This window comes from Streptomyces sp. NPDC005794 (assembly GCF_042871445.1).
In the GTDB taxonomy this organism is placed as follows: domain Bacteria; phylum Actinomycetota; class Actinomycetes; order Streptomycetales; family Streptomycetaceae; genus Streptomyces.
Genome location: NZ_JBIAIN010000015.1, coordinates 130,966 through 150,206, shown reverse-complemented (window position 1 = coordinate 150,206; position 19,241 = coordinate 130,966). Strand labels below are relative to the sequence as shown.

The following is a 19,241-nucleotide window of genomic DNA, read 5'->3' as shown; positions in this document are numbered from 1 at the left end:
GGATGTGGTCGCGGCCGTCACGCCGCTGTCCCCTTGACGGCCTCACCGACGGCCGTAAGCGAAGTATAGGAATGTGCTGAGATTTTGTGGCGCTTTCGTCGTTTTCGTGCGGTCCGCCGCCTCACCCCGCGAAAACGGGCCCCTGTGCGACGGCCCGCGCCCGCCGGTACCACCTCCACCCCACGGTCGGCAGGGAGTCGTGGAACGGCGCCACGCGTGCGCCCTCGCCCGCCATCCAGCGCTCGACGTCGCGCACCGTGTGGCTCTGCCGCAGGATCAGGCGCGCGATCCGGTACGGCTCGTCCCGGCCGGAGCTCAGCGCGTGCCGGACGGCCACCGCGCTGTCGTAGCCGGTGGCGCGGGCGGCGCGGCGCACCCGCGCGCTGTTGTATCCGTGCGGATAGGCGAGGTGGGCCACCCCGTGACCCAGCACGTCCTCCAACGCCTTCTTGGAGTCGACGAGTTCGGACCGGAGAGCCGCGCCGGGCAGCGTGTCCAGCTGCGCGTGGGTGACGGTGTGCCCGCCCACCTCCATGCCGTACTGCTCCAGCAGCGGCGCCTGCTCCAGGCTCATCATCGGCCCGGGCGGCAGCAGGCTGCCCGGACCGGAACGGGTCAGCGCGCCGGTCGTGAGATACGCGGTGGCCGGCATCGACCGTCCGGCGAGCGCCTCGGCGGTCGGCCCCGGCAGATCCGCGAAGCCGTCGTCGAAGGTCAGGACGACCGGCCGGTCCGGCAGCGGCTCACGTCCCGTGAGATGAGCGACGAGGGAACCGACCGGGACCGGGGTACGGCCGCAGGCTGCGATCGCGTCCAGCTGGGCGGCGAACACCCGTGGCGTGACGGTGAATTCGGCGATCCACTCCGGCGGGTCGTCCATCACCGCGTGGTACAGCAGCACGGGTATCCGGGACTCCCCCGCACGCCCCTCCGGCCTGCCGGGGCCGTCCGGTCCGCCGGGCATCTCGGGTACGCGGGCGTTCACCTCCCCTCCCAGGGGCGTGACGCGCCACGGACCGCGAGCCGGGCGCGTACGTATCCGAGGGGGCCGTACAGCAGACCGCGCCGCTCCAGCCGGGACAGATGCCGGGGCCACGGGTAGGTGTAGGTGCCGTGCGCGCCGGGAACACCGGCGCGCTCCGCCGTGTCGGTGTTCCCGGCGCGCACCGCCGTCATCGAACGGGCATGGGCGAGACCGCGCGGCAGCCGCGCCAGGAGGGGCGGCAGCAGCGCGGGCCTGCGGACCAGGAGCGCGGCGAGGCAGGCGGTGAGCCCGGCCCCGTAGCCGTACGCCTGCCCGCACAGGTCCTCCCAGCGCTCCCGGTGGTGGTGCCAGACGATCGCGTCGGGCGTGTAGTGCAGCGGATACCCCTCCGCGAGGAGCCGTACGAAGGCGTAGAGGTCGTCGCCTCCCTTGGCCGCGGTCCCGGTGCCGGTGGCGGGGTCGAAACCGCCGACCGCTCTCAACGGCCCCGCGCGGAACGCCATGTTGGCACCGGAGCCGAACCGTCCGGCGGTGAACGGGAAGAGCGGCTCGTCGGCGGGCGGGTGCGCGGGGTCGTAGCGGCGCGCGGTGAACCCCTTGGCGAATCCGCCGTGGCTCTCCAGCAGGACCTGTGCCGGGGTGGTCAGCCTGGCCGGCAGGATCAGACCGGTGACACAGGCCGGCCGGGGGTCCTCGCCGAAGGGCCTGGTGAGGGCGGTGAGCCAGTGCGGGTCGGCGATGACGTCGTCGTCGGTGAAGGCGAGCACATCGGCCCCCGCGACCGCGATGCCCCTGTTGTGCGCGGCGGCCAGGCCGGGCACCGGCTCCCGGACGTAGCGCACGCCCCGTCCGGCGTAGGCCGAGGTGACGAGTTCGCGGGTGGCACCGGTGGCCGGGGCGTTGTCGACGACCACGATCTCGAAGTCCGGGTGGTCCTGGGCGAGCAGCGAATCGAGGGCGCGGGCGAGCGGCCCGGGGCGCTCCCGGGTCGCGACGACGACCGTGGCCCTGGGCACCTCCCCGGCCGGCGGGGGCTCCTGGACGTCCGGGAGGACGATCTCGTCCGCCGCCTGCCCGGCGAGGACGGAGGCCGGGTCGTCGCCCGCCCTGACGCGCCCGACGACCGTGCCGACCGGGCGCCCGCGCAGCCGGACCAGGGCGAAGACCCGCTGCTCGTCACCGTCCCGCGTGTCCAGGGGCGGACCGCCGGGGGCGGGCCCTATCCGTACACCCGTGCCGTCGGCCGCGTCGAGCTCCAGCTCGGCGACGGCCATGCCGGCGAGCCGGCCGATGTCCGGCAACCGCGGCGCGTTCCCTGTCTGTCCGTTCCCGTACGGCATCCGGTCCCCCCGGTCGTGTCGCTATGGACGTTTCGGTTCGCGCAGCCGGCCGGCCCGTTCCAGGCCGCGCTGCGCCAGGCCCGCCAGCCGGGGCCGTTCCCGTACGAAGCTGTGCGCGCGGCGGGAGGGCTCGCGGCCGAGCCACCGCAGGGCCGCGCCCGCGCCCGGCCTGACCGAGGCGCCCTCGTACACCGCGCGTTCCCCGGTCTTCAGCGCGTCCTTGTACTCGGCCGCCCCGCGCCCCATGTCGAGCATCCCGATGCCGTCGTCCGCCGCGGCCCGCGCCATCCGCAGATGCAGGATCAGGCCCGGCGAGAACTTCGCGAACTCGGGGTCGTACGCCGGGAACCAGCACGAGAGCAGCGTCCGCGAGCGGAGCCCGAAGTGGGCGGCCACGGGCCGGTCACCCGCGTACAGGACGGAGAGCAGACCGGAGCACCCGGGCGCCCGGGTGTGGAACAGGAACTCCACCAGACCGCGGATCCACGCCTTGGCGAAGCGGTCACGGCGGCCGGTCCTGCGGTACTGGGCGGACTTCCACCCCATCAGGGTGCGCAGCACCTCCGGGTCCCGTTCATCGAGGACGAACCGCACCTCCCCGGCCACGCGACCGAGCTTGCGCTCCTTGGCCAGGGTGGTCCTGAGGAACTTCGGCGACCGCGCGCGCAGCGCCTTCTCGTAACTCTCGTAACCGTCGCCGACATCGATGACGTACGAGGCGTACGAGCGGGCGGCGTCCGGCTCGAAGAGGCCCTGGCGCTCCTCCAGGTTGTCGAACTCCCAGGCGGAGAGGCCGCAGGCCCGCAGCAGCTCCTTCGCGTCCAGCGGAAGGCCGGGGCGCAGCACCGCGCCCTGGACGTCGGAGACCCCGAAGCCGATGGCCCGTCCGTGGCCGAGGCGTCCCCGCTCGAACGGGAGGAAGCCGGCCGTTCCCCCGGACTCCTCGCTGATCACCGCCACCCGCGCGTGCGGCCGGACCCGGCCGACGGCCAGGGCGAATTCCGGTTCCATGAACGGATGGGCCGGGGCGCCGGACTTCGCCCGCAGCGCACGCCAGATCTCGATGTCCCCCGCGCCCAGATCTCCGGGCCTGACCACACGTACGCGCATGCCGCTCACCAAGACCCCCCGGTCCTACCCCCCTGAGCCACGCTGCTCGGAACGGTACCGGGCGCGGTCACCCGGCGGTAGACAGCCGCGACATCCCGTGACCGACCGGGGAATATCGGGTCCGCCCGGACGGGGGTGTCACACGACCCGCTCACCCCGCCGCCATACGGCGCCGACCAGCGGGACTCCCGGCCGGTAGGCCAGGTGGACATGGCTCGGCGCGTCGAGGAGCACGAGGTCGGCACGGGCCCCCGGAGTGATACGGCCGATGTCGGTGCGGCGCAGGGCGGCGGCCCCTCCGGCGGTGGCGGACCAGACCGCTTCGTCAGGGGTCATGCCCATGTCCCGTACGGCGAGGGCGATGCAGAACGGCATGGAGGAGGTGAACGAGGAGCCCGGGTTGCAGTCCGTGGACAGGGCGACGGTGGCGCCCGCGCCGAGGATGCGGCGGGCGTCGGGCCAGGCCGCACGGGTGGAGAACTCGGCGCCTGGGAGGAGGGTGGCGACGGTGCGGCCCTGGCCGAGCGCGTCGAGGTCGGCGTCGTCGAGGTGGGTGCAGTGGTCGGCGGACGCGGCGTCCAGCTCGACGGCGAGACGGACGCCGGGGCCGTGGCCGAGCTGGTTGGCGTGGACGCGGGGGTGCAGGCCCCTGGCCAGGCCCGCGGTGAGGACCGTGCGCGCCTGGCCCTCGTCGAAGGCGCCCCGCTCGCAGAAGACGTCGATCCAGCGGGCGTACGGGGCGCAGGCGTCCAGCATCGGCCCGGTGACGAGGTCCACGTAACCGGCGGGGTCGTGGGCGTAGTCCGGGGACACGATGTGGGCGCCGAGGAAGGTGACCTCGTCGGTGTGGCGGGCGGCGATGCGCAGCGCGCGTGCCTCGTCCTCGACGGTGAGGCCGTAGCCGGACTTGGTCTCGACGGTGGTGGTGCCCTGCCGGAGCGCCTCGGCCAGATAGCGCGCGACGTTGGCGGAGAGCGCGTCGTCGGAGGCGGCGCGGGTGGCGGCCACCGTCGTGCGGATGCCGCCCGCTGAGTAGGGGCGGCCGGACATACGGGCGTTGAACTCGGCGGTGCGGTCGCCCGCGAACACCAGGTGCGAATGGGAGTCCACGAAGCCGGGGAGCACGGCGCGCCCGCCCGCGTCGACGGCGTTGTCAGTGGCGGGTGCTTTGCTGGATTCACCGGTCCACACGATGCGGTCGCCGTCGATGACGACGGCCGCGTCCCGGATCAGGCCCAGAGGGGTCCCGTCTCCGAGGGAGGGGTCGTTGGTGACCAGGTTCGCGATGTGGGTGATGGCGGTCGTCGTGGTCGTCGTGGTCGTCGGCATCCAAACGCAGCTTTCGTCGGGTTCGCCCGGCTGTACCGCCGGGGGTTTCGGCCGCCGTTCTTCCGGCACGGGCCGGGGCGGTCCGTTCGGCGCGGCCTTCGGCCGGCCGTTCAGCCGTACAGGGCGGCGACGGCCGAGGCGAGCGCTCCGGGCACGTCCTCGATCCGCGTGTGGCGGCCGTCCCGGACGATGTGCCGGCCCGCCACCACGGTGTGCCGCACATCAGCGGCGGTGGCGGCGAATACGGCTGCTTCGGCTGCCAGCCGGGGCAGCGGCCCCGCTGTTCTGACGGAGTCCAGTGCGACGGTGGCGAGATCGGCGGGCGCGCCCGGTTCGAGCAGACCCGCGTCCGGGCGGCCGAGCGCGGCGTGCCCCTCGGCGGACGCCGCCCTGAGCAGGGCTGCCGCCGTCCAGTGGCCCCGCACATGGGTGCGCAGGCGTTCGTTGAGCTCCATCGCCCGGGCCTCCTCGAAGAGGTCGATCACGGCGTGACTGTCACTGCCCAGCGAGAGAGGAGAGCCCGCACCCTGGAGAGCGGCCGCGGGGCCGATGCCGTCGGCGAGGTCGCGTTCGGTGGTGGGGCACATGCAGGTGCCCGTCCGGGAGGAGCCCAGCAGTTCGATGTCCTCGGCCGTGAGGTGCGTGTTGTGGATGCCCGTGGTGTGCGGGCCGAGGACCCCGTGGTCGGAGAGGAGCCGGGCCGGGGTGCGGCCGTGGGCGGCGAGGCAGGCGTCGTTCTCCGCGGTCTGCTCGGAGAGGTGGACATGGAGCGGGACCGCCCGTTCCTGGGCCCACCGGGCGACGGTGGACAACTGCCCGGCCGGGACGGCGCGTACGGAATGGATGGCGGCGCCGATCACCACGAGGTCTCCGTCCCCCTTGAGGAGGGAGGCGCGCTCGGCCCAGGCGTCGGCGGTGGTGTCGGAGAAGCGCAGCTGGTGCCGGCTCGGCTTCTCGCCGAATCCGGCGGCGAGATAGGCGGTGTCGAGCAGCGTGATGCGGATGCCGGCCTCGGCCGCCGCGGCGATGAGCGCCTCGCCCATGGCGTTCGGGTCCTCGTAGGGCGTGCCCCCGGGCGCGTGGTGCAGATAGTGGAATTCGCCCACCGCGGTGATCCCGGCCAGCGCCATCTCGGCGTACGTGGCGCGGGCGAGGTCGTAGTAGGTGTCGGGGGTGAGACGGGAGGCCGTCCGGTACATCAGCTCACGCCACGTCCAGAAGGTGCCGGAGCCCACCTGGACGGTGGAGCGCAGCGCGCGGTGGAAGGCGTGCGAGTGGGTGTTGGCCAGCCCCGGGACGGTCAGCCCGTGCAGCGCGGTGGCGCCGGGCGGCGGCGTGTCGATGCCCGTCCGGACACCGGCGATGCGCCCGCCCGCCACGTCCAGGAGGACGCCCGGCTCGACGTGGGTGCCGAGCCAGGCGTGCGACATCCAGTACGTCGCGGTGACCGGTGTGCCCGTCGGTTGCGTAGTCAGCTGCACGCGAGACCTTCCAGTACGTCGGCGAGTGCCCTCACCCCGGCCACGCAGTCGTCCTCCGCTGCGTGCTCGGCGGGTGAGTGCGAGATCCCGGTGGGGTTCCGTACGAACAGCATGGCGGTAGGCACGGAAGCGGACAAAATACCCGCGTCGTGTCCCGCCCCCGTGCCGAGCACGGGCACAGAGCGCCCACCGCCGTCCGGGCCGCGCTTCTCCAGGACCCGGCGGATCTCGTCCCGCAGCGCGTGCTGGAAGTCCACCACCGGGGTGAACGACTCGCGTACGACGTCGAGATCGATCCCGGCCCGCTCGGCGTGCTCCCGCGCCGCCCGCTCGACGCCGCTCACGACGGCGTCGAGGGTGGCCTGGTCGGAGGCCCGTGAGTCGAGCCAGGCGCGTACGAGGGAGGGGATGGCGTTGACCCCGTTCGGCTCGACGGCGATCTTGCCGAAGGTCGCGAGGCCCCCGGCGAGCTCCGCCTCGCGTCGGGCCGCGAGCACGGTCTCGGCATACGTCAGCATCGGGTCCCGCCGGTCGGCGAGCCGCGTCGTGCCGGCGTGGTTGGCCTCGCCCCGGAAGTCGAACCGCCAGCGGCCGTGCGGCCAGATGGCCGAGGCGACCCCGACCGGGTCCCCGCTGAGGTCGAGGGCGCGGCCCTGCTCCACATGGAGCTCGACGAACGCACCGATCCGGGCGAGGCGTTCGGGGTCGGGGCCGATGGCGCCGGGGTCGTGTCCCGCGGCCTCCATGGCCTGCGGGAGCGAGATGCCGTCCCCGTCACGGAGCCGGTGCGCGTGCTCGACGGTCAGCTGCCCGGCGGCGAGCCGGGAGCCGACACAGGCGAGCCCGAACCGGGCCCCTTCCTCGTCGCCGAAGTTGGTGACGGCGAAGGGCCTGGTGAACACCGCTCCCCTGCGGCGGAGTTCGTCCAGGGCGGCGAAGGAGGACACCACGCCGAGGGGGCCGTCGAAGGCGCCGCCGTCGGGCACGGAGTCGAGATGGGACCCCGTGACCACGGCGTCCCCGGCGAGCGGATCGCCGAGCCAGGCCCACTGGTTGCCGTTGCGGTCGATCTCGTGGACGAGGCCGCGCGCCTCGGCCTGTGCCTGGAACCACAGACGGCACTCGGCGTCGGCGCCGGTCCAGGCGTAGCGGCGGTAGCCGCCCGAGGCGTCGCTGCGGCCGATGGGCCGCAGCGAGCGCCACATGGCGTGGAAGGTGTCGCTCACGCGGTGTCTTCCTCCCGCATCGGGATGCGCACGCCGCACTCGTCCGCGACCGACTCCGCGATGTCGTAGCCCGCGTCCACGTGCCGGATGACGCCCATGCCGGGGTCGTTCGTGAGCACCCGCCGGATCTTCTCGCCGGCCAGCTTCGTGCCGTCGGCGACCGAGACCTGGCCCGCGTGGAGGGAACGGCCCATGCCGACGCCGCCACCGTGGTGGATGGAGACCCAGGAGGCGCCCGAGGCGACGTTCACCATGGCGTTCAGGAGCGGCCAGTCGGCGATCGCGTCGGAGCCGTCGAGCATGCCTTCCGTCTCGCGGTAGGGGGAAGCCACCGAACCGCAGTCCAGGTGGTCGCGGCCGATCGCGAGGGGGGCGGCGAGGGTGCCGTCGCCGACCATGTCGTTGAACATGTCGCCCGCCTTGTCGCGCTCGCCCTGGCCGAGCCAGCAGATGCGCGCCGGCAGCCCCTGGAAGTGGACCCGCTCCCCCGCCATCCTGATCCAGCGGTGCAACGACTCGTTCTCCGGGAAGAGCTCGAGCAGCGCCTTGTCCGTCTTGTGGATGTCGGACGCCTCACCCGAGAGCGCCGCCCAGCGGAACGGGCCCCTGCCCTCGCAGAAGAGCGGCCGGATGTACGCGGGCACGAAGCCCGGGAAGTCGAACGCGCGGGCGTATCCCGCGAGCTGGGCCTCGCCCCGGATCGAGTTGCCGTAGTCGAAGACCTCGGCTCCCGCGTCCATGAAGCCGACCATCGCCTCGACGTGCGCGGCCATCGACTCCCGGGCACGCCGGGTGAAGTCGGCGGGCTTCTCGGCCGCGTACGCGGCCATGTCGTCGAGGTCGACGCCGACGGGCAGATAGGCGAGCGGGTCGTGCGCGCTGGTCTGGTCGGTGACGATGTCGACGGGAGCACCCTCGGCGAGCATGCGGGGCAGCAGCTCCGCCGCGTTGCCGAGCAGGCCGATGGAGAGCGGGCGCCGGGCGTCCCGGGCCTCGACGGCCAGTTGGAGCGCGTGCTCGAGCGAGTCGGCCCGGACATCCAGGAAGCGGTGCTCGATCCGGCGCTCGATGGCGCGCGGGTCGACGTCGATACACAGGGCGACGCCGTCGTTCATGGTCACGGCCAGCGGCTGGGCCCCGCCCATGCCGCCGAGTCCGGCCGTCAGCGTGATGGTCCCCGCCAGCGTCCCGCCGAACCGCTTCGCCGCGACTGCGGCGAACGTCTCGTACGTGCCCTGGAGGATGCCCTGGGTGCCGATGTAGATCCAGGATCCCGCGGTCATCTGCCCGTACATGGTGAGCCCGAGGGCCTCCAGACGGCGGAATTCCTCCCAGTTGGCCCAGTCGCCCACCAGGTTGGAGTTGGCGATCAGGACGCGCGGCGCCCATTCGTGGGTCTGCATGACACCCACCGGCCGCCCGGACTGGACGAGCATCGTCTCGTCCTGCTTGAGCGTCCGCAGCGTACGGACCATGGCGTCGAAGGACCGCCAGTCGCGGGCCGCCTTGCCCGTGCCGCCGTAGACGACGAGCTTGTCGGGGTGTTCGGCGACCTCGGGGTCCAGGTTGTTCTGCAGCATGCGGAGGGCTGCTTCCTGCTGCCATCCCAGGGCGCTCAGTTCGGTACCACGCGGTGCCCGTACGGGGCGGGGTCCTGACATGGGGCTGCCTCCTCGCGAATGTGACTCTCCTATTCACATCCTGCCCATCTGAATACTCCTAGTCAACAGGTGCGGCTCGCGCCGTCCCGGGCAGGCCGTCCTGTTGGCACCGGCATCGACGCCCCGGCCGGCAACGGTGGCGGGCGGACCGTTCGCACGTACCTGTGGAAAATGCCAGAACTCCCACCAGTCACACACACGTTGCGTAACCTCTCCATTACATCCGTCCGCCACGTCGGGAGGAAAGTCCGCCTTGCCCGGAATCGACGAGTGCCTGATCGAAGTCATGAGGCTGCCCGGTGCCCGGGGTGCCGCGGTGGTCGACTGGACGAGTGGTCTCGCGCTCGGCACCATCGGCGAGTCACCCAGCGGCGACCACGAGGCCACGGCCGCCGAGACCGCCGAACTGGCGAGGATGGCCGCCGAACAGCCGGTCTTCGCGCAGGCGGACGCACCCGCCGCCGGACTGTCGGGCCCGCCGGCCCCCGCCGTCGAGGACGTCATCGTCACCACCGCCCCCGGCTACCACATCCTCCGTTTCGTCGAGACGGCCTTCGACAGCAGCGTCTTCCTCCATCTCTGGCTGGACCGCGCGGAGGGCAACCTCGCCCTCGCGCGCATAAGGCTCGGCGAGATAGCCGAGCGGCTGGTCCTGGCATGAGACCCGGCGTCGCCGACCCGCCCGGCATACCCGAACGGGCCGCCCTCTCCCCGATGCTGCAGCGGCTCGCGGCGGAGCGCGCGACCGGCGCGCTGATGCGCGACCGCGGCACCCTGTACCTCGCCGACGGCCAGGTGGTCCACGCGGAGAGCCCCGCGACGCCCGGCATCGACGTCCTGCTCACCACCGGCGGGGCCCTGCGCTCCGAGGGCTGGTGGGAAGCGGTCGCCCAGGCGGGCGCCCGGCAGCGGGTGGGCCGCTACCTCGTGGACAGCGGCCGGGTCCCCGGCGGCGCGCTGGAGCTCTGCCACCTGGGGGCGTTGTACGACGCGGCCTTCTTCGCCCTGGCCCCCACGCACACTCCGGCCCGCTTCCGCTACGGGGTCTCCCACTGGATCGGCCCCGTCCGCCCCGTGCCCGTGCACGCCGTGCAGCGCGAGACGCTCCGGCGCCGCGAACTCCTGGACCGGATCTGGCCGGAGGCGCACACCGACAGCGCCCCGCTCTCCGCCTCGGCCCACCCGGTCGACGCCCCGGTGCCCCCACGCCAGCGCCGCGTCCTGGCTCTGGTCAACGGCGAGCGCACCGCGACGGACATCGCCCAGGAGCTGGGCCGCTCGGCCTTCCACATCCTGGTCGACCTGCGCCGACTGGCGGCTGCCGGACTGGTCGAAGCGGTCCGCCCGGCCACCGCCGGGCAGGAAGCGGTGCCTGAGCGCGGCCGCATCACGCTGCCCGAGGTCACGACCGACCCCGACGTCGCCCTGCTGCGCCGGCTCAGAGACGCATTGGAGGCCCTGTGATACGCGCGCTGAGACAGCGTGCCGGGAGGAGACAGCTGATGGTGCCCGAGGCCGAAGTGCAGGATGTCCTCGACGAGCTCCAGCGGTTACGCGCCCGGGTCCCGCTCCTGACCGGCGCGCTGGCCGCCAGCACCGACGGCCTGATCGTCGCCCACGACACCCCGGGCGTCGAGGCCGAGGGCGTCGCCGCGCTGACCGCCGCCGCACTCGGCGTCTCGATCCGGATGACCGACGCCACCGGACGCGGCGGCTTCCGCGAACTCCTGATCCGGGGCGAGAGCGGCTACATCGCCACGTACGCGGCGGGCTCCTCCGCCGTCCTGACCCTGCTGGCCGAGGACCGCATCAACGTCGGCCGCCTCCACCTCGAAGGCCGCCGCGCCGGTGCACGCATCGGCGAAGTCGTCGACGCCGCGCAGGACCGCGCCGACCGCCCCGCGCCGCCTCCCCGCCCGCAGCAGTCCCGGGCCCTGCCCCGCCGCGCCACCGCACCGGATTCCACGTGACACCCGCCGCGGCCCGTCACGCACGCGCCACGGGCGGACAGCGCACCACCAAGCAACGGACCGGCCACCGGGCCGGCCAGGGAAAGGAAACGAGCACTATGGCCAACACCGAAGCGTCACTGAAGGATGCGATGGCGTCGATCGAGGGGACCGTCGGTGTCGCACTCGTCGACTACACCAGCGGCATGGCACTGGGCACCCTCGGCGGTGGCAAGGACTTCAACCTGGAGGTCGCGGCGGCCGGAAACACGGACGTCGTCCGGGCGAAGCTCCGGACCATGGAGCACCTGGGCGTCAAGGACGAGATCGAGGACATCCTGATCACCCTCGGCACCCAGTACCACCTGATCCGGCTGCTCAAGGCCCGTGGCAACAACGGGCTGTTCCTCTACCTCGTGCTGGACTCCGGCCGGGCCAACCTCGCGATGGCCCGCCACCAGCTGCGGAAGATCGAAGCGGACCTGGAGGTCTGACCCGGCGTTCTCACCGGCGGCGGCGCCGCGCCCCACCGGGTGCGGCGTCCCCCGCCACGGGGCCGGTCGTCCGGTAGGCCTTCACCCGCCGGCCCGCGGGCCGGCCACGCTCCACCCAGTCGGTGCGCACCCAGTACAGGACGTCGTCCCGCCGCTCCCGCTGCCCGAGCCGTACGGCCTTCAGCCAGAGCCCGGCACCGGCCCCGGCCAGCACGAGCCCGCCGGCGCCCGGCAGCACGTACGCGCTCGCGACCGCCACGAGGAACGCGCCGGCCAGCCACCAGCGGTACCCGCGCCGCCAGTTCCGTACGGTCACGTCCCGGTCCTGGAGGAAATCGCCGCGCCCGGCCCGCGTGGCGGCCTTCGCGAGTTCCGCGTACCGCCCGGTCCGGGTGAACGCCACCCCGGCCAGCGTCACCAGGAACAGCACCGCCCCCGCCAGCAGCCCGATCCGCCGGCCGGTGAGGCCCGGGACGAACGCCCCGACGGCCGCCGCCAGCAGCCCCGGCCACCACAACGGCGCGGCCCCGGCCCGTACGATCACGGCCACCCTCGCCAACGACTGCGCTCCGCGCCCCACGTCCGTACCCCTCTCCCACGGTTCCCTGTGGACCTTCTCGGGCGCGGAGATTAACGGGCGCAGATGAGCGATGTCTGAGAATCAGCGGAAGCGGACCGCCCGGAGCCCCCGCCGTCCGTCTAGTCGACGAACAGCCCTCGCTCGGCAGCCCTCGCGTCGAACTCCTCCAGCCGGGCCTGCGCCTCGGGCAGCCCGTCGCACATGGCTTCCAGCAGCACCCGCCCCAGCAGCATCGGCGCACACGCGGTGTCGAAGGCGAGCCCGGTCCCCACGGCGGCCGGAATCAGCAGATCGCTGTGGGCCGCCACCGGAGCGAACGCCGAGTCGGACACGGTGACGACGGTCAGCCCCTGGTCCCGCGCGTACGCGAGCGCGTCCACGACCTCGCGCGGGTGCCTCGGCAGCGCGAAGCACATCACGGCACTCGCACCCGCCCGCCTGGCGGCATCGACGCGGTCGTGCAGCATGCTGCCGCCCTCGTCGAGTACGCGTACATCGGGGTGCACCTTGGCGGCGAAGTACCCGAACCCCCGGGCCTGCGAGGACGCGGCCCGCAGCCCGAGCACGAGCAGCGGCCTGGACGCGGCGAGCACCCGTCCCGCCCGCTCCACGGGGGCCGGGTCGGCGAGCAGTTCGGACAGCTGCCGCAGGTTCTCGATCTCCGCCAGCACCGCCTGCTGGTACTCGTTGAGGCCCTCCTCCGCGTCACCGCCGACGGCCGCTCCTTCCGGGGTGACCTCCCTCAGGTGCTTGCGCAGTGCCGGGTACCCGTCGAATCCGAGCGCCACGGCGAAACGGGTCACGGACGGCTGGCTGACCCCGGCGAGCTCGGCGAGCTCCACACTCGACAGAAAGGGGGCGTCGGCGGCCCGCCGCACCATGGAGTGCGCGATCCGCCGCTGGGTGGGCGTGAGCCGCCGCCCCTCGAAGAGCCGCTGCAACCTCGCAGCCGGGCTGCTCCCGCTCATGCTGTCCCCTCCAGTTCCGCCGCACCGGTCCGGCAGCGAGGAATCCATTCAGCCAGCAAGCGGTCTGCATGTCCATATACAACCCCCGCTTCCGCGCCGGCCCGGCCCTCGCATTGCGGGCCCGCTCGCCCCTGCGGACCCTGGGGGCATGATCCCAGCCAATACGAGAGGGCCGGGCGGCGTCATCGTCCGCTACGGCGACCCCGACGCCACGCACGTGCTGAGCGTCTACGCCGATCTGCGCTGCCCCTTCTGCAAGCGCATGGAACTCGCCCTCGGGGCCGTGATGGAGCGGGCCGCGGACGAGGGCAGATTCGCGGTGGACCATCATTTCGGCACGTTCATCGACGACGCCGCGGGCGGCAGCGGCTCCCTGGAGGCGCTGGCCGCGCTGGGAGCCGCGGCGGACACCGGGCAGAAGCCGTTCATGCACTTCCTGCGGGCGCTGTACGCCGATCAGCCCAGCGAGGAGGTGGACGCCTTCGCCGACCGGGACACCTTGCTGCGGCTGGCCGACGAGGTCGAGGCGCTGCGCACCGACGGCTTCCGGCAGAAGGTCATGGAGCGCACCTACCTGCCCTGGGCGGCGCAGGTGTCGGCTGCCTTCGGGACGAGCGGCGTACGGTCCACCCCGACGGTCCTGATCGACCGCACCCCGGTCGCCGTCATCAACGCCCTGGGATACGCGGTCACCCCCGAGGCCTTCCTCGCCGAGGTGACTCCCCCCTGAACGCCCGGCCCGTGCGTCAGAACACGACGCGGGCCGCCAGCAGCGCGGCCCGCGCCCCGGGATCACCCTCCAGCTCCAGACTGCCTCGCGTCGGCCGCCCCGACACGTGCCGGGCGAAGTCGACCGCGTCCGCGTGGAGCGTGGCCGCCGGGGTGCCGATGCCCAGCAGCCGGCGCCCTCCGGCGGGGCCGAGGAGGTCGAGTTCCGCCGCGGGGCCCGTCCAGGCGAGGGCCAGGTCGAGCACCACCTGGTCCACGATCTCCCGGTCGTGCCCGTCGAGGACCAGCTCGGTCCCGGTGGCGTCGCCGAGGTCCACCCGGTGCATCCAGGTGTCGCGGGCGATGAGGACGTTGCCGAGGTAGTCCATCGAGTCGTCGGGCAGGGCCTTCGCCTCCGGGTAGAGCAGACTCAGCCGGACCCTGCGACGTACCGGGGCCGGCACGCGCCGCAGGGCGATGAGTCCCTGGGGTGCGAAGTGGGCGAGTGCGCCGATCAGTTCGCGCCCCGGCACGGCCTGCCGGTCCTCGATCTGGGCCTCGTTGTGGCCGTCCATCCGGCCGAGGTGCGGATGGGTCCGCGCGGCCCGCCGGATCCGCCGCACGGCCACCCAGGGTCGCGGCAACTCCTCGTACTGGCCGACGATGTGGGCCAGCATGTCCCGGACACTCCAGCCGGTGCAGGGCGTCGGGCGCCGCCAGTCCTCGTCGGAGAGCTCGCGGAACGTGGTGAGCGTCGCCCGCAGCTCGGCCTCGTTGACCAGGCGGGCCCTCGTCCCGACCGTGCGCGGAACGGCACGGGCGGACGTTGTCGTGGTGGCCATGGGCGCGCCTCCCGTCTTCCGTCACCAACGCTACGCCGACGGGGCACGGCCCGCCCCGTGCGACGAGCCGCCGGAACAGGGGGCCAGGGGACACGTCGTGGCCTGGCTGGGGATCATCGGCGTGAACGCGGTGCACGCGGCCCGCGCGTGACCGTGGGCCCGGAAGAGGCCACAGCCCGTGTCCGACCGGGACGGCTGAGAGCCCGGCGTCCCCGCACATGAATAATCGCGGGGACCGCCGCACCCCCGGTTGCCCGGAGGGCGGGACGACGGCGGTCCCCGCGAGGGACGCGGTCCCGGGTCAGGGCCGGGAGTCACGTCCTGGCGACGGTGGAGGTCCGGGAGCCGCTCCGTAGTCCGTGTCGCCGTTCGTGGTGTCGGCGGGTTTCCCTGCCGACACCCCTTACTGTGCCGGAGCCGTGTTAAGCCGGTGCTGCGTCAACGTGTCGCGCTCGTACCGTTTTCGCGAACCCGGGAAACCCACGCTCACGGCTTCGGCGCCGCGCCCTTCGCCAGGAAGGCCAGCAGGTCCTGCCTGCTCACGACGCCCGTCGGCTTGCCCTCGACGAGAACGATCGCCGCGTCGGCACCGTCCGCACCGCTGAGCACGGCCATCAGGTCCTCGACCGGCTCCCCCGAGCCGACCTGCGGCAGCGGGGACGACATGTGCTTCTCCAGCGGATCGGACAGCTCGGCCCGCTGGGTGAACAGCGCGTCCAGGAGCTGACGCTCCACCACGGAGCCGATGACCTCGGCGGCCATCACGTCCGGGTGACCCGCGCCGGGCTTCACGATCGGCATCTGGGAGACGCCGTACTCCCGCAGTACGTCGATGGCCTCGCCGACCGTCTCCTCCGGGTGCATGTGGACGAGCGAGGGGAGCGGGCCGTCCTTGAAGTCGAGGACGGCGCCGACACGGGCGGAGGGACCGGAGTCCTCCAGGAAGCCGTAGTCGGCCATCCACTCGTCGTTGAAGATCTTGCTCATGTAGCCGCGTCCGCTGTCCGGCAGCAGGACGACCACCACGTCCTCGGGGCCGAGTCGTTTGGCGACCTCCAGGGCCGCGACGACCGCCATGCCGCAGGAACCTCCGACGAGCAGGCCCTCCTCCTTGGCGAGGCGGCGGGTCATCTGGAAGGAGTCCTTGTCCGAGACCGCGACGATCTCGTCCGTGACCGTACGGTCGTAGGCGCTCGGCCAGAAGTCCTCGCCGACCCCCTCCACGAGATACGGACGTCCGGAGCCGCCGGAGTAGACGGAGCCCTCCGGGTCCGCGCCGATGACCTTCACCCGGTTCTCGCTGGCCTCCTTGAGGTAGCGGCCCGTACCGGTGATCGTGCCGCCGGTACCGACGCCGGCGACGAAGTGGGTGATCCGCCCGTCCGTCTGCTCCCAGAGTTCGGGGCCCGTGGTCTCGTAGTGCGAGCGCGGGTTGTTGGGGTTGGAGTACTGGTCGGGCTTCCAGGCTCCCGGCGTCTCGCGGACCAGCCGGTCGGAGACGTTGTAGTACGAGTCAGGGTGCTCCGGGTCGACCGCCGTCGGGCAGACGACGACCTCCGCGCCGTATGCCCGCAGCACGTTGATCTTGTCCGTGGACACCTTGTCCGGGCAGACGAAGATGCACTTGTAGCCCTTCTGCTGGGCCACGATCGCCAGGCCGACACCCGTGTTGCCGCTGGTCGGCTCCACGATCGTGCCGCCCGGCTGAAGCTCTCCGCTCTCCTCGGCCGCCTCGATCATGCGCAGCGCGATGCGGTCCTTCACCGACCCGCCGGGGTTGAAGTACTCGACCTTGGCCAGGACCGTCGCCTGAATGCCTGCCGACACATTGCGCAGCCTGACCAGCGGGGTGTTGCCGACAAGACTGATCATCGAATCGTGGAATTGCACCGTGTACTCCGGGATCTCCGAGATGGTCAGGCAAGAGTATGCGTACGGGCAGGAGATCGGGCGAAGCGATTGAGTTACGCCCTCCACGGGGCAGGTAGTGCTGTGTACGGCTGTAGGGCACGGAGGAGGTGGACCGGACTGTGTCGAGAGCGAGGGTGGCACGGCGGATCGCAGCGGGTGCGGCCTACGGGGGCGGCGGCGTCGGTCTGATCGGCGCGGCGACGGTGGGCCTGGTTCTGGCCGAGGTACAGCTGGCGAAACGGCTGGTGGGCGGGGGCAAGGCACCGGTCCCGCCGAGTGCGGACGGGCGGTACGGGGTGGCGTTCGCCGGCCCCTCCGATCCGTTGCGGTTCGTCCTGCTGGGCGACTCGACGGCGGCCGGGCAGGGCGTGCGCCGGGCCGGCCAGACCCCGGGGGCGCTGCTGGCGTCCGGGCTGGCGGCGGTGGCCGAACGGCCGGTGGATTTCCGGAACGTGGCCCTGCCGGGGGCCCGGTCGGACGATCTGGAGCGGCAGGTGTCCCTGGTACTGGCGGATCCGTCGGGCGTACCGGACGTCTGCGCGATCATGATCGGCGCGAACGACGTGACCCACCGGATGCCGGCGACGGAGTCGGTGCGCTGTCTGGCCGCCGCCGTACGGAGGCTGCGCACGGCCGGGGCGGAGGTGATCGTGGGCACCTGCCCGGACCTGGGCACGATCGAGCCCGTCTACCAGCCGTTGCGGTGGCTGGCCCGGCGGGTCAGCCGGCAGCTGGCGGCGGCCCAGACGATCGGCGCGGTGGAACAGGGCGGACGGACGGTCTCGCTGGGCGACCTGCTCGGGCCGGAGTTCGAGGCGAACCCCCGGGAGCTCTTCGGCCCGGACAACTACCACCCCTCGGCCGAGGGGTACGCGACCGCCTCGATGGCGATGCTGCCGACCCTGTGCGCGGTCCTCGGGCTGTGGCCGGAGTCCGACCATCTGGACGGCTCGCGCCGCGAGGGCATGCTGCCGGTCGCCAAGGCGGCCTCCCGTGCGGCGAGGGAGGCGGGCACCGAGGTCACGGCGGCACGGGCGCCATGGGCCCTCCTCAAGCACCGCAGGCGCCGACGCCTGCCCGCCCACACGGAACCGGTGCCGCACGAGGACGCGGAGCCGGGCACGGACGACGGACCGGCGCACAAGCGCGGGTCGGGGGCGACGTGGCGGCGGGCGTGAGCGCGGCGCCGCTCCCCGCAGTCACCGCGAGACCGCTCCCTCACGGGAACAATGCGGGCGACTGAGCGGTTGCTTAGAAAAGAGGTCCGCATCACATCGCCTGTTGGGTGACCTCAGCTATACGTCCGGGTAACTTCCAAGGCAGCCCAGCCTTACAGCCTTCCTGCCTTCCAGCCCTCATGGAGCCGCGTGATGCCCGAAGCCGTGATCGTCTCTGCTGCCCGTTCGCCGATCGGCCGGGCCTTCAAGGGGTCCCTCAAGGATCTGCGCGCGGACGACCTGACCGCGACCATCATCGGGACCGCGCTGGCCAAGGTCCCCGAGCTGGACCCGAGGGACATCGACGACCTGATGCTCGGCTGCGGCCTCCCCGGCGGCGAGCAGGGCAACAACCTGGGCCGCATCATCGCCGTACAGATGGGGATGGACCACCTCCCCGGCTGCACGGTCACCCGTTACTGCTCGTCCTCGCTGCAGACCAGCCGTATGGCGCTGCACGCCATCAAGGCCGGCGAGGGCGATGTCTTCATCTCCGCCGGTGTCGAGATGGTGTCCCGCTTCGCGAAGGGCAACTCCGACAGCCTGCCGGACACCCGCAACCCGCTCTTCGCCGACGCCGAGGCCCGCACCGCCGCCCGGGCGGAGCAGACCGGCACGAGCTGGACCGACCCGCGCGAGGAGGGCCTCGTCCCGGACGCGTACATCGCGATGGGACAGACCGCCGAGAACCTGGCCCGGATCAAGGGCGTCACCCGCCAGGACATGGACGAGTTCGGCGTGCGGTCGCAGAACCTCGCCGAGGAAGCCATCAAGAACGGCTTCTGGGAGCGTGAGATCACTCCCGTGACCACGCCGGACGGCACGGTCGTCTCGAAGGACGACGGCCCCCGTGCGGGCGTCACCCTGGAGGGCGTGCAGGGCCTGAAGCCGGCGTTCCGCCCCGACGGGCTCGTCACCGCCGCCAACTGCTGCCCGCTCAACGACGGTGCCGCCGCCCTCGTGATCATGTCCGACACCAAGGCGCGCGAGCTGGGCCTGACCCCGCTGGCCCGCATCGTCTCGACCGGTGTCTCCGGCCTGTCCCCCGAGATCATGGGCTACGGACCGGTCGAGGCCAGCAAGCAGGCGCTCAAGCGCGCCGGGCTGACCGTCGACGACATCGACCTGGCCGAGATCAACGAGGCGTTCGCCGCCCAGGTCATCCCGTCCTACCGCGACCTCGGCCTGCCGCTGGACAAGGTCAACGTCAACGGTGGCGCGATCGCGGTCGGCCACCCCTTCGGCATGACCGGCGCCCGCATCACCGGCACGCTGATCAACAGCCTGCAGTTCCACGACAAGCAGTTCGGCCTGGAGACGATGTGCGTGGGCGGCGGCCAGGGCATGGCCATGGTCATCGAGCGGCTGAGCTGAGCCGCAGCGGAGGGTAGGGGTCGCCTGAGGAACGAAGGCGGCACCTGCCCGCAGCGAAGGCGAAGC

Annotated in this window: 19 protein-coding genes; 8 read left to right on the top strand and 11 right to left on the bottom strand. The window is 72.7% G+C overall.

Translation table 11 applies throughout. The features are described 5' to 3' along the window. Positions 1-121 precede the first annotated feature (121 nt). From ACFYQ5_RS24190 to hutU, 7 genes are all read right to left on the bottom strand, one after another. The gene (locus ACFYQ5_RS24190) at positions 122-901 is read right to left on the bottom strand and encodes a polysaccharide deacetylase family protein (RefSeq protein ID WP_389200381.1); all 780 of its coding nucleotides are present in this window, start codon (positions 899-901) and stop codon (positions 122-124) included. 80 nt (positions 902-981) lie between these two features. Beyond that, entirely contained in the window at positions 982-2,259 is a 1,278-nt protein-coding gene (locus ACFYQ5_RS24185; protein ID WP_389200379.1) for a glycosyltransferase family 2 protein, read from the bottom strand. A gap of 87 nt (positions 2,260-2,346) precedes the next feature. Next, entirely contained in the window at positions 2,347-3,435 is a 1,089-nt protein-coding gene (locus ACFYQ5_RS24180) for a GNAT family N-acetyltransferase (protein ID WP_389200294.1), read from the bottom strand. 138 nt (positions 3,436-3,573) lie between these two features. Then, positions 3,574-4,764: an imidazolonepropionase gene (hutI, locus tag ACFYQ5_RS24175; protein ID WP_389200293.1), complete on the bottom strand. Its 1,191-nt coding sequence runs from the start codon at positions 4,762-4,764 to the stop codon at positions 3,574-3,576. A 110-nt stretch (positions 4,765-4,874) separates the two neighbouring features. Beyond that, the gene (locus tag ACFYQ5_RS24170; protein ID WP_389200291.1) at positions 4,875-6,245 is read right to left on the bottom strand and encodes a formimidoylglutamate deiminase; all 1,371 of its coding nucleotides are present in this window, start codon (positions 6,243-6,245) and stop codon (positions 4,875-4,877) included. Further along, complete coding sequence (locus ACFYQ5_RS24165) at positions 6,236-7,450, bottom strand: allantoate amidohydrolase (RefSeq protein ID WP_389200378.1); 1,215 nt, start codon at positions 7,448-7,450, stop codon at positions 6,236-6,238. The genes ACFYQ5_RS24170 and ACFYQ5_RS24165 overlap by 10 nt, the downstream gene beginning before the upstream one ends. A gap of 17 nt (positions 7,451-7,467) precedes the next feature. Continuing rightward, positions 7,468-9,132, bottom strand: a complete 1,665-nt coding sequence (gene hutU, locus ACFYQ5_RS24160) for a urocanate hydratase (RefSeq protein ID WP_389200290.1) — start codon at positions 9,130-9,132, stop codon at positions 7,468-7,470. 253 nt (positions 9,133-9,385) lie between these two features. On the opposite strand from hutU, the gene ACFYQ5_RS24155 reads away from it, so the two are divergent. The 4 genes from ACFYQ5_RS24155 (at position 9,386) to ACFYQ5_RS24140 (ending at position 11,575) form a co-directional block, all read left to right on the top strand. Beyond that, entirely contained in the window at positions 9,386-9,793 is a 408-nt protein-coding gene (locus ACFYQ5_RS24155) for a hypothetical protein (RefSeq protein ID WP_389200288.1), read from the top strand. After that, the gene (locus ACFYQ5_RS24150; RefSeq protein ID WP_389200287.1) at positions 9,790-10,596 is read left to right on the top strand and encodes a winged helix-turn-helix domain-containing protein; all 807 of its coding nucleotides are present in this window, start codon (positions 9,790-9,792) and stop codon (positions 10,594-10,596) included. Before ACFYQ5_RS24155 ends, ACFYQ5_RS24150 begins: the two co-directional genes overlap by 4 nt. A 38-nt stretch (positions 10,597-10,634) precedes the next feature. Beyond that, positions 10,635-11,102: a roadblock/LC7 domain-containing protein gene (locus ACFYQ5_RS24145; RefSeq protein ID WP_389200285.1), complete on the top strand. Its 468-nt coding sequence runs from the start codon at positions 10,635-10,637 to the stop codon at positions 11,100-11,102. Positions 11,103-11,200: 98 nt separating this feature from the next. Then, a complete protein-coding gene (locus tag ACFYQ5_RS24140) occupies positions 11,201-11,575 on the top strand; it encodes a hypothetical protein (protein ID WP_389200283.1) in 375 nt (124 codons plus the stop codon). Between the two features lie 10 nt (positions 11,576-11,585). On the opposite strand, the gene ACFYQ5_RS24135 is transcribed toward ACFYQ5_RS24140, so the two are convergent. Together ACFYQ5_RS24135 and ACFYQ5_RS24130 are read right to left on the bottom strand one after the other, a co-directional pair. Then, positions 11,586-12,125 carry a hypothetical protein gene (locus tag ACFYQ5_RS24135; RefSeq protein ID WP_389200281.1) on the bottom strand — a complete coding sequence of 180 codons (540 nt, stop codon included), beginning with the start codon at positions 12,123-12,125 and terminating at the stop codon, positions 11,586-11,588. Positions 12,126-12,274: 149 nt separating this feature from the next. Continuing rightward, entirely contained in the window at positions 12,275-13,123 is an 849-nt protein-coding gene (locus ACFYQ5_RS24130; protein ID WP_389200280.1) for a MurR/RpiR family transcriptional regulator, read from the bottom strand. A gap of 148 nt (positions 13,124-13,271) precedes the next feature. Between ACFYQ5_RS24130 and ACFYQ5_RS24125 the strand changes: the two genes are divergently transcribed. Further along, complete coding sequence (locus ACFYQ5_RS24125; RefSeq protein WP_389200278.1) at positions 13,272-13,853, top strand: thioredoxin domain-containing protein; 582 nt, start codon at positions 13,272-13,274, stop codon at positions 13,851-13,853. Positions 13,854-13,869: 16 nt separating this feature from the next. Here the strand turns inward: ACFYQ5_RS24125 and ACFYQ5_RS24120 are convergent, their stop codons facing one another. After that, positions 13,870-14,673 carry a maleylpyruvate isomerase family mycothiol-dependent enzyme gene (locus tag ACFYQ5_RS24120; RefSeq protein WP_389200276.1) on the bottom strand — a complete coding sequence of 268 codons (804 nt, stop codon included), beginning with the start codon at positions 14,671-14,673 and terminating at the stop codon, positions 13,870-13,872. Between ACFYQ5_RS24120 and ACFYQ5_RS24115 the strand changes: the two genes are divergently transcribed. Then, the gene (locus tag ACFYQ5_RS24115; RefSeq protein ID WP_389200274.1) at positions 14,672-14,824 is read left to right on the top strand and encodes a hypothetical protein; all 153 of its coding nucleotides are present in this window, start codon (positions 14,672-14,674) and stop codon (positions 14,822-14,824) included. The two genes, ACFYQ5_RS24120 and ACFYQ5_RS24115, sit on opposite strands and share 2 nt — an antisense overlap. Before the next feature lie 335 nt (positions 14,825-15,159). Here ACFYQ5_RS24115 and ACFYQ5_RS24110 read toward each other — a convergent pair whose 3' ends face one another. Continuing rightward, a complete protein-coding gene (locus tag ACFYQ5_RS24110; RefSeq protein WP_389200272.1) occupies positions 15,160-16,563 on the bottom strand; it encodes a cystathionine beta-synthase in 1,404 nt (467 codons plus the stop codon). 155 nt (positions 16,564-16,718) lie between these two features. Between ACFYQ5_RS24110 and ACFYQ5_RS24105 the strand changes: the two genes are divergently transcribed. Together ACFYQ5_RS24105 and ACFYQ5_RS24100 are read left to right on the top strand one after the other, a co-directional pair. Beyond that, complete coding sequence (locus tag ACFYQ5_RS24105) at positions 16,719-17,762, top strand: SGNH/GDSL hydrolase family protein (RefSeq protein WP_389200376.1); 1,044 nt, start codon at positions 16,719-16,721, stop codon at positions 17,760-17,762. A gap of 192 nt (positions 17,763-17,954) precedes the next feature. Next, a complete protein-coding gene (locus ACFYQ5_RS24100) occupies positions 17,955-19,175 on the top strand; it encodes an acetyl-CoA C-acetyltransferase (protein ID WP_389200271.1) in 1,221 nt (406 codons plus the stop codon). Positions 19,176-19,241 lie beyond the last annotated feature (66 nt).

Bases quoted from the DNA above. Each gene is read 5' to 3' on its own strand.
- ACFYQ5_RS24185 (WP_389200379.1), bottom strand. From the start codon at position 2,259: ATGGCCGTCGCCGAGCTGGAGCTCGACGCGGCCGACGGCACGGGTGTA.
- ACFYQ5_RS24180 (WP_389200294.1), bottom strand. From the start codon at position 3,435: ATGCGCGTACGTGTGGTCAGGCCCGGAGATCTGGGCGCGGGGGACATC.
- hutI (WP_389200293.1), bottom strand. From the start codon at position 4,764: ATGCCGACGACCACGACGACCACGACGACCGCCATCACCCACATCGCG.
- ACFYQ5_RS24165 (WP_389200378.1), bottom strand. From the start codon at position 7,450: ATGTGGCGCTCGCTGCGGCCCATCGGCCGCAGCGACGCCTCGGGCGGC.
- hutU (WP_389200290.1), bottom strand. From the start codon at position 9,132: ATGTCAGGACCCCGCCCCGTACGGGCACCGCGTGGTACCGAACTGAGC.
- ACFYQ5_RS24150 (WP_389200287.1), top strand. From the start codon at position 9,790: ATGAGACCCGGCGTCGCCGACCCGCCCGGCATACCCGAACGGGCCGCC.
- ACFYQ5_RS24145 (WP_389200285.1), top strand. From the start codon at position 10,635: ATGGTGCCCGAGGCCGAAGTGCAGGATGTCCTCGACGAGCTCCAGCGG.
- ACFYQ5_RS24140 (WP_389200283.1), top strand. From the start codon at position 11,201: ATGGCCAACACCGAAGCGTCACTGAAGGATGCGATGGCGTCGATCGAG.
- ACFYQ5_RS24130 (WP_389200280.1), bottom strand. From the start codon at position 13,123: ATGAGCGGGAGCAGCCCGGCTGCGAGGTTGCAGCGGCTCTTCGAGGGG.
- ACFYQ5_RS24125 (WP_389200278.1), top strand. From the start codon at position 13,272: ATGATCCCAGCCAATACGAGAGGGCCGGGCGGCGTCATCGTCCGCTAC.
- ACFYQ5_RS24115 (WP_389200274.1), top strand. From the start codon at position 14,672: ATGGGCGCGCCTCCCGTCTTCCGTCACCAACGCTACGCCGACGGGGCA.
- ACFYQ5_RS24120 (WP_389200276.1), bottom strand. From the start codon at position 14,673: ATGGCCACCACGACAACGTCCGCCCGTGCCGTTCCGCGCACGGTCGGG.
- ACFYQ5_RS24100 (WP_389200271.1), top strand. From the start codon at position 17,955: ATGCCCGAAGCCGTGATCGTCTCTGCTGCCCGTTCGCCGATCGGCCGG.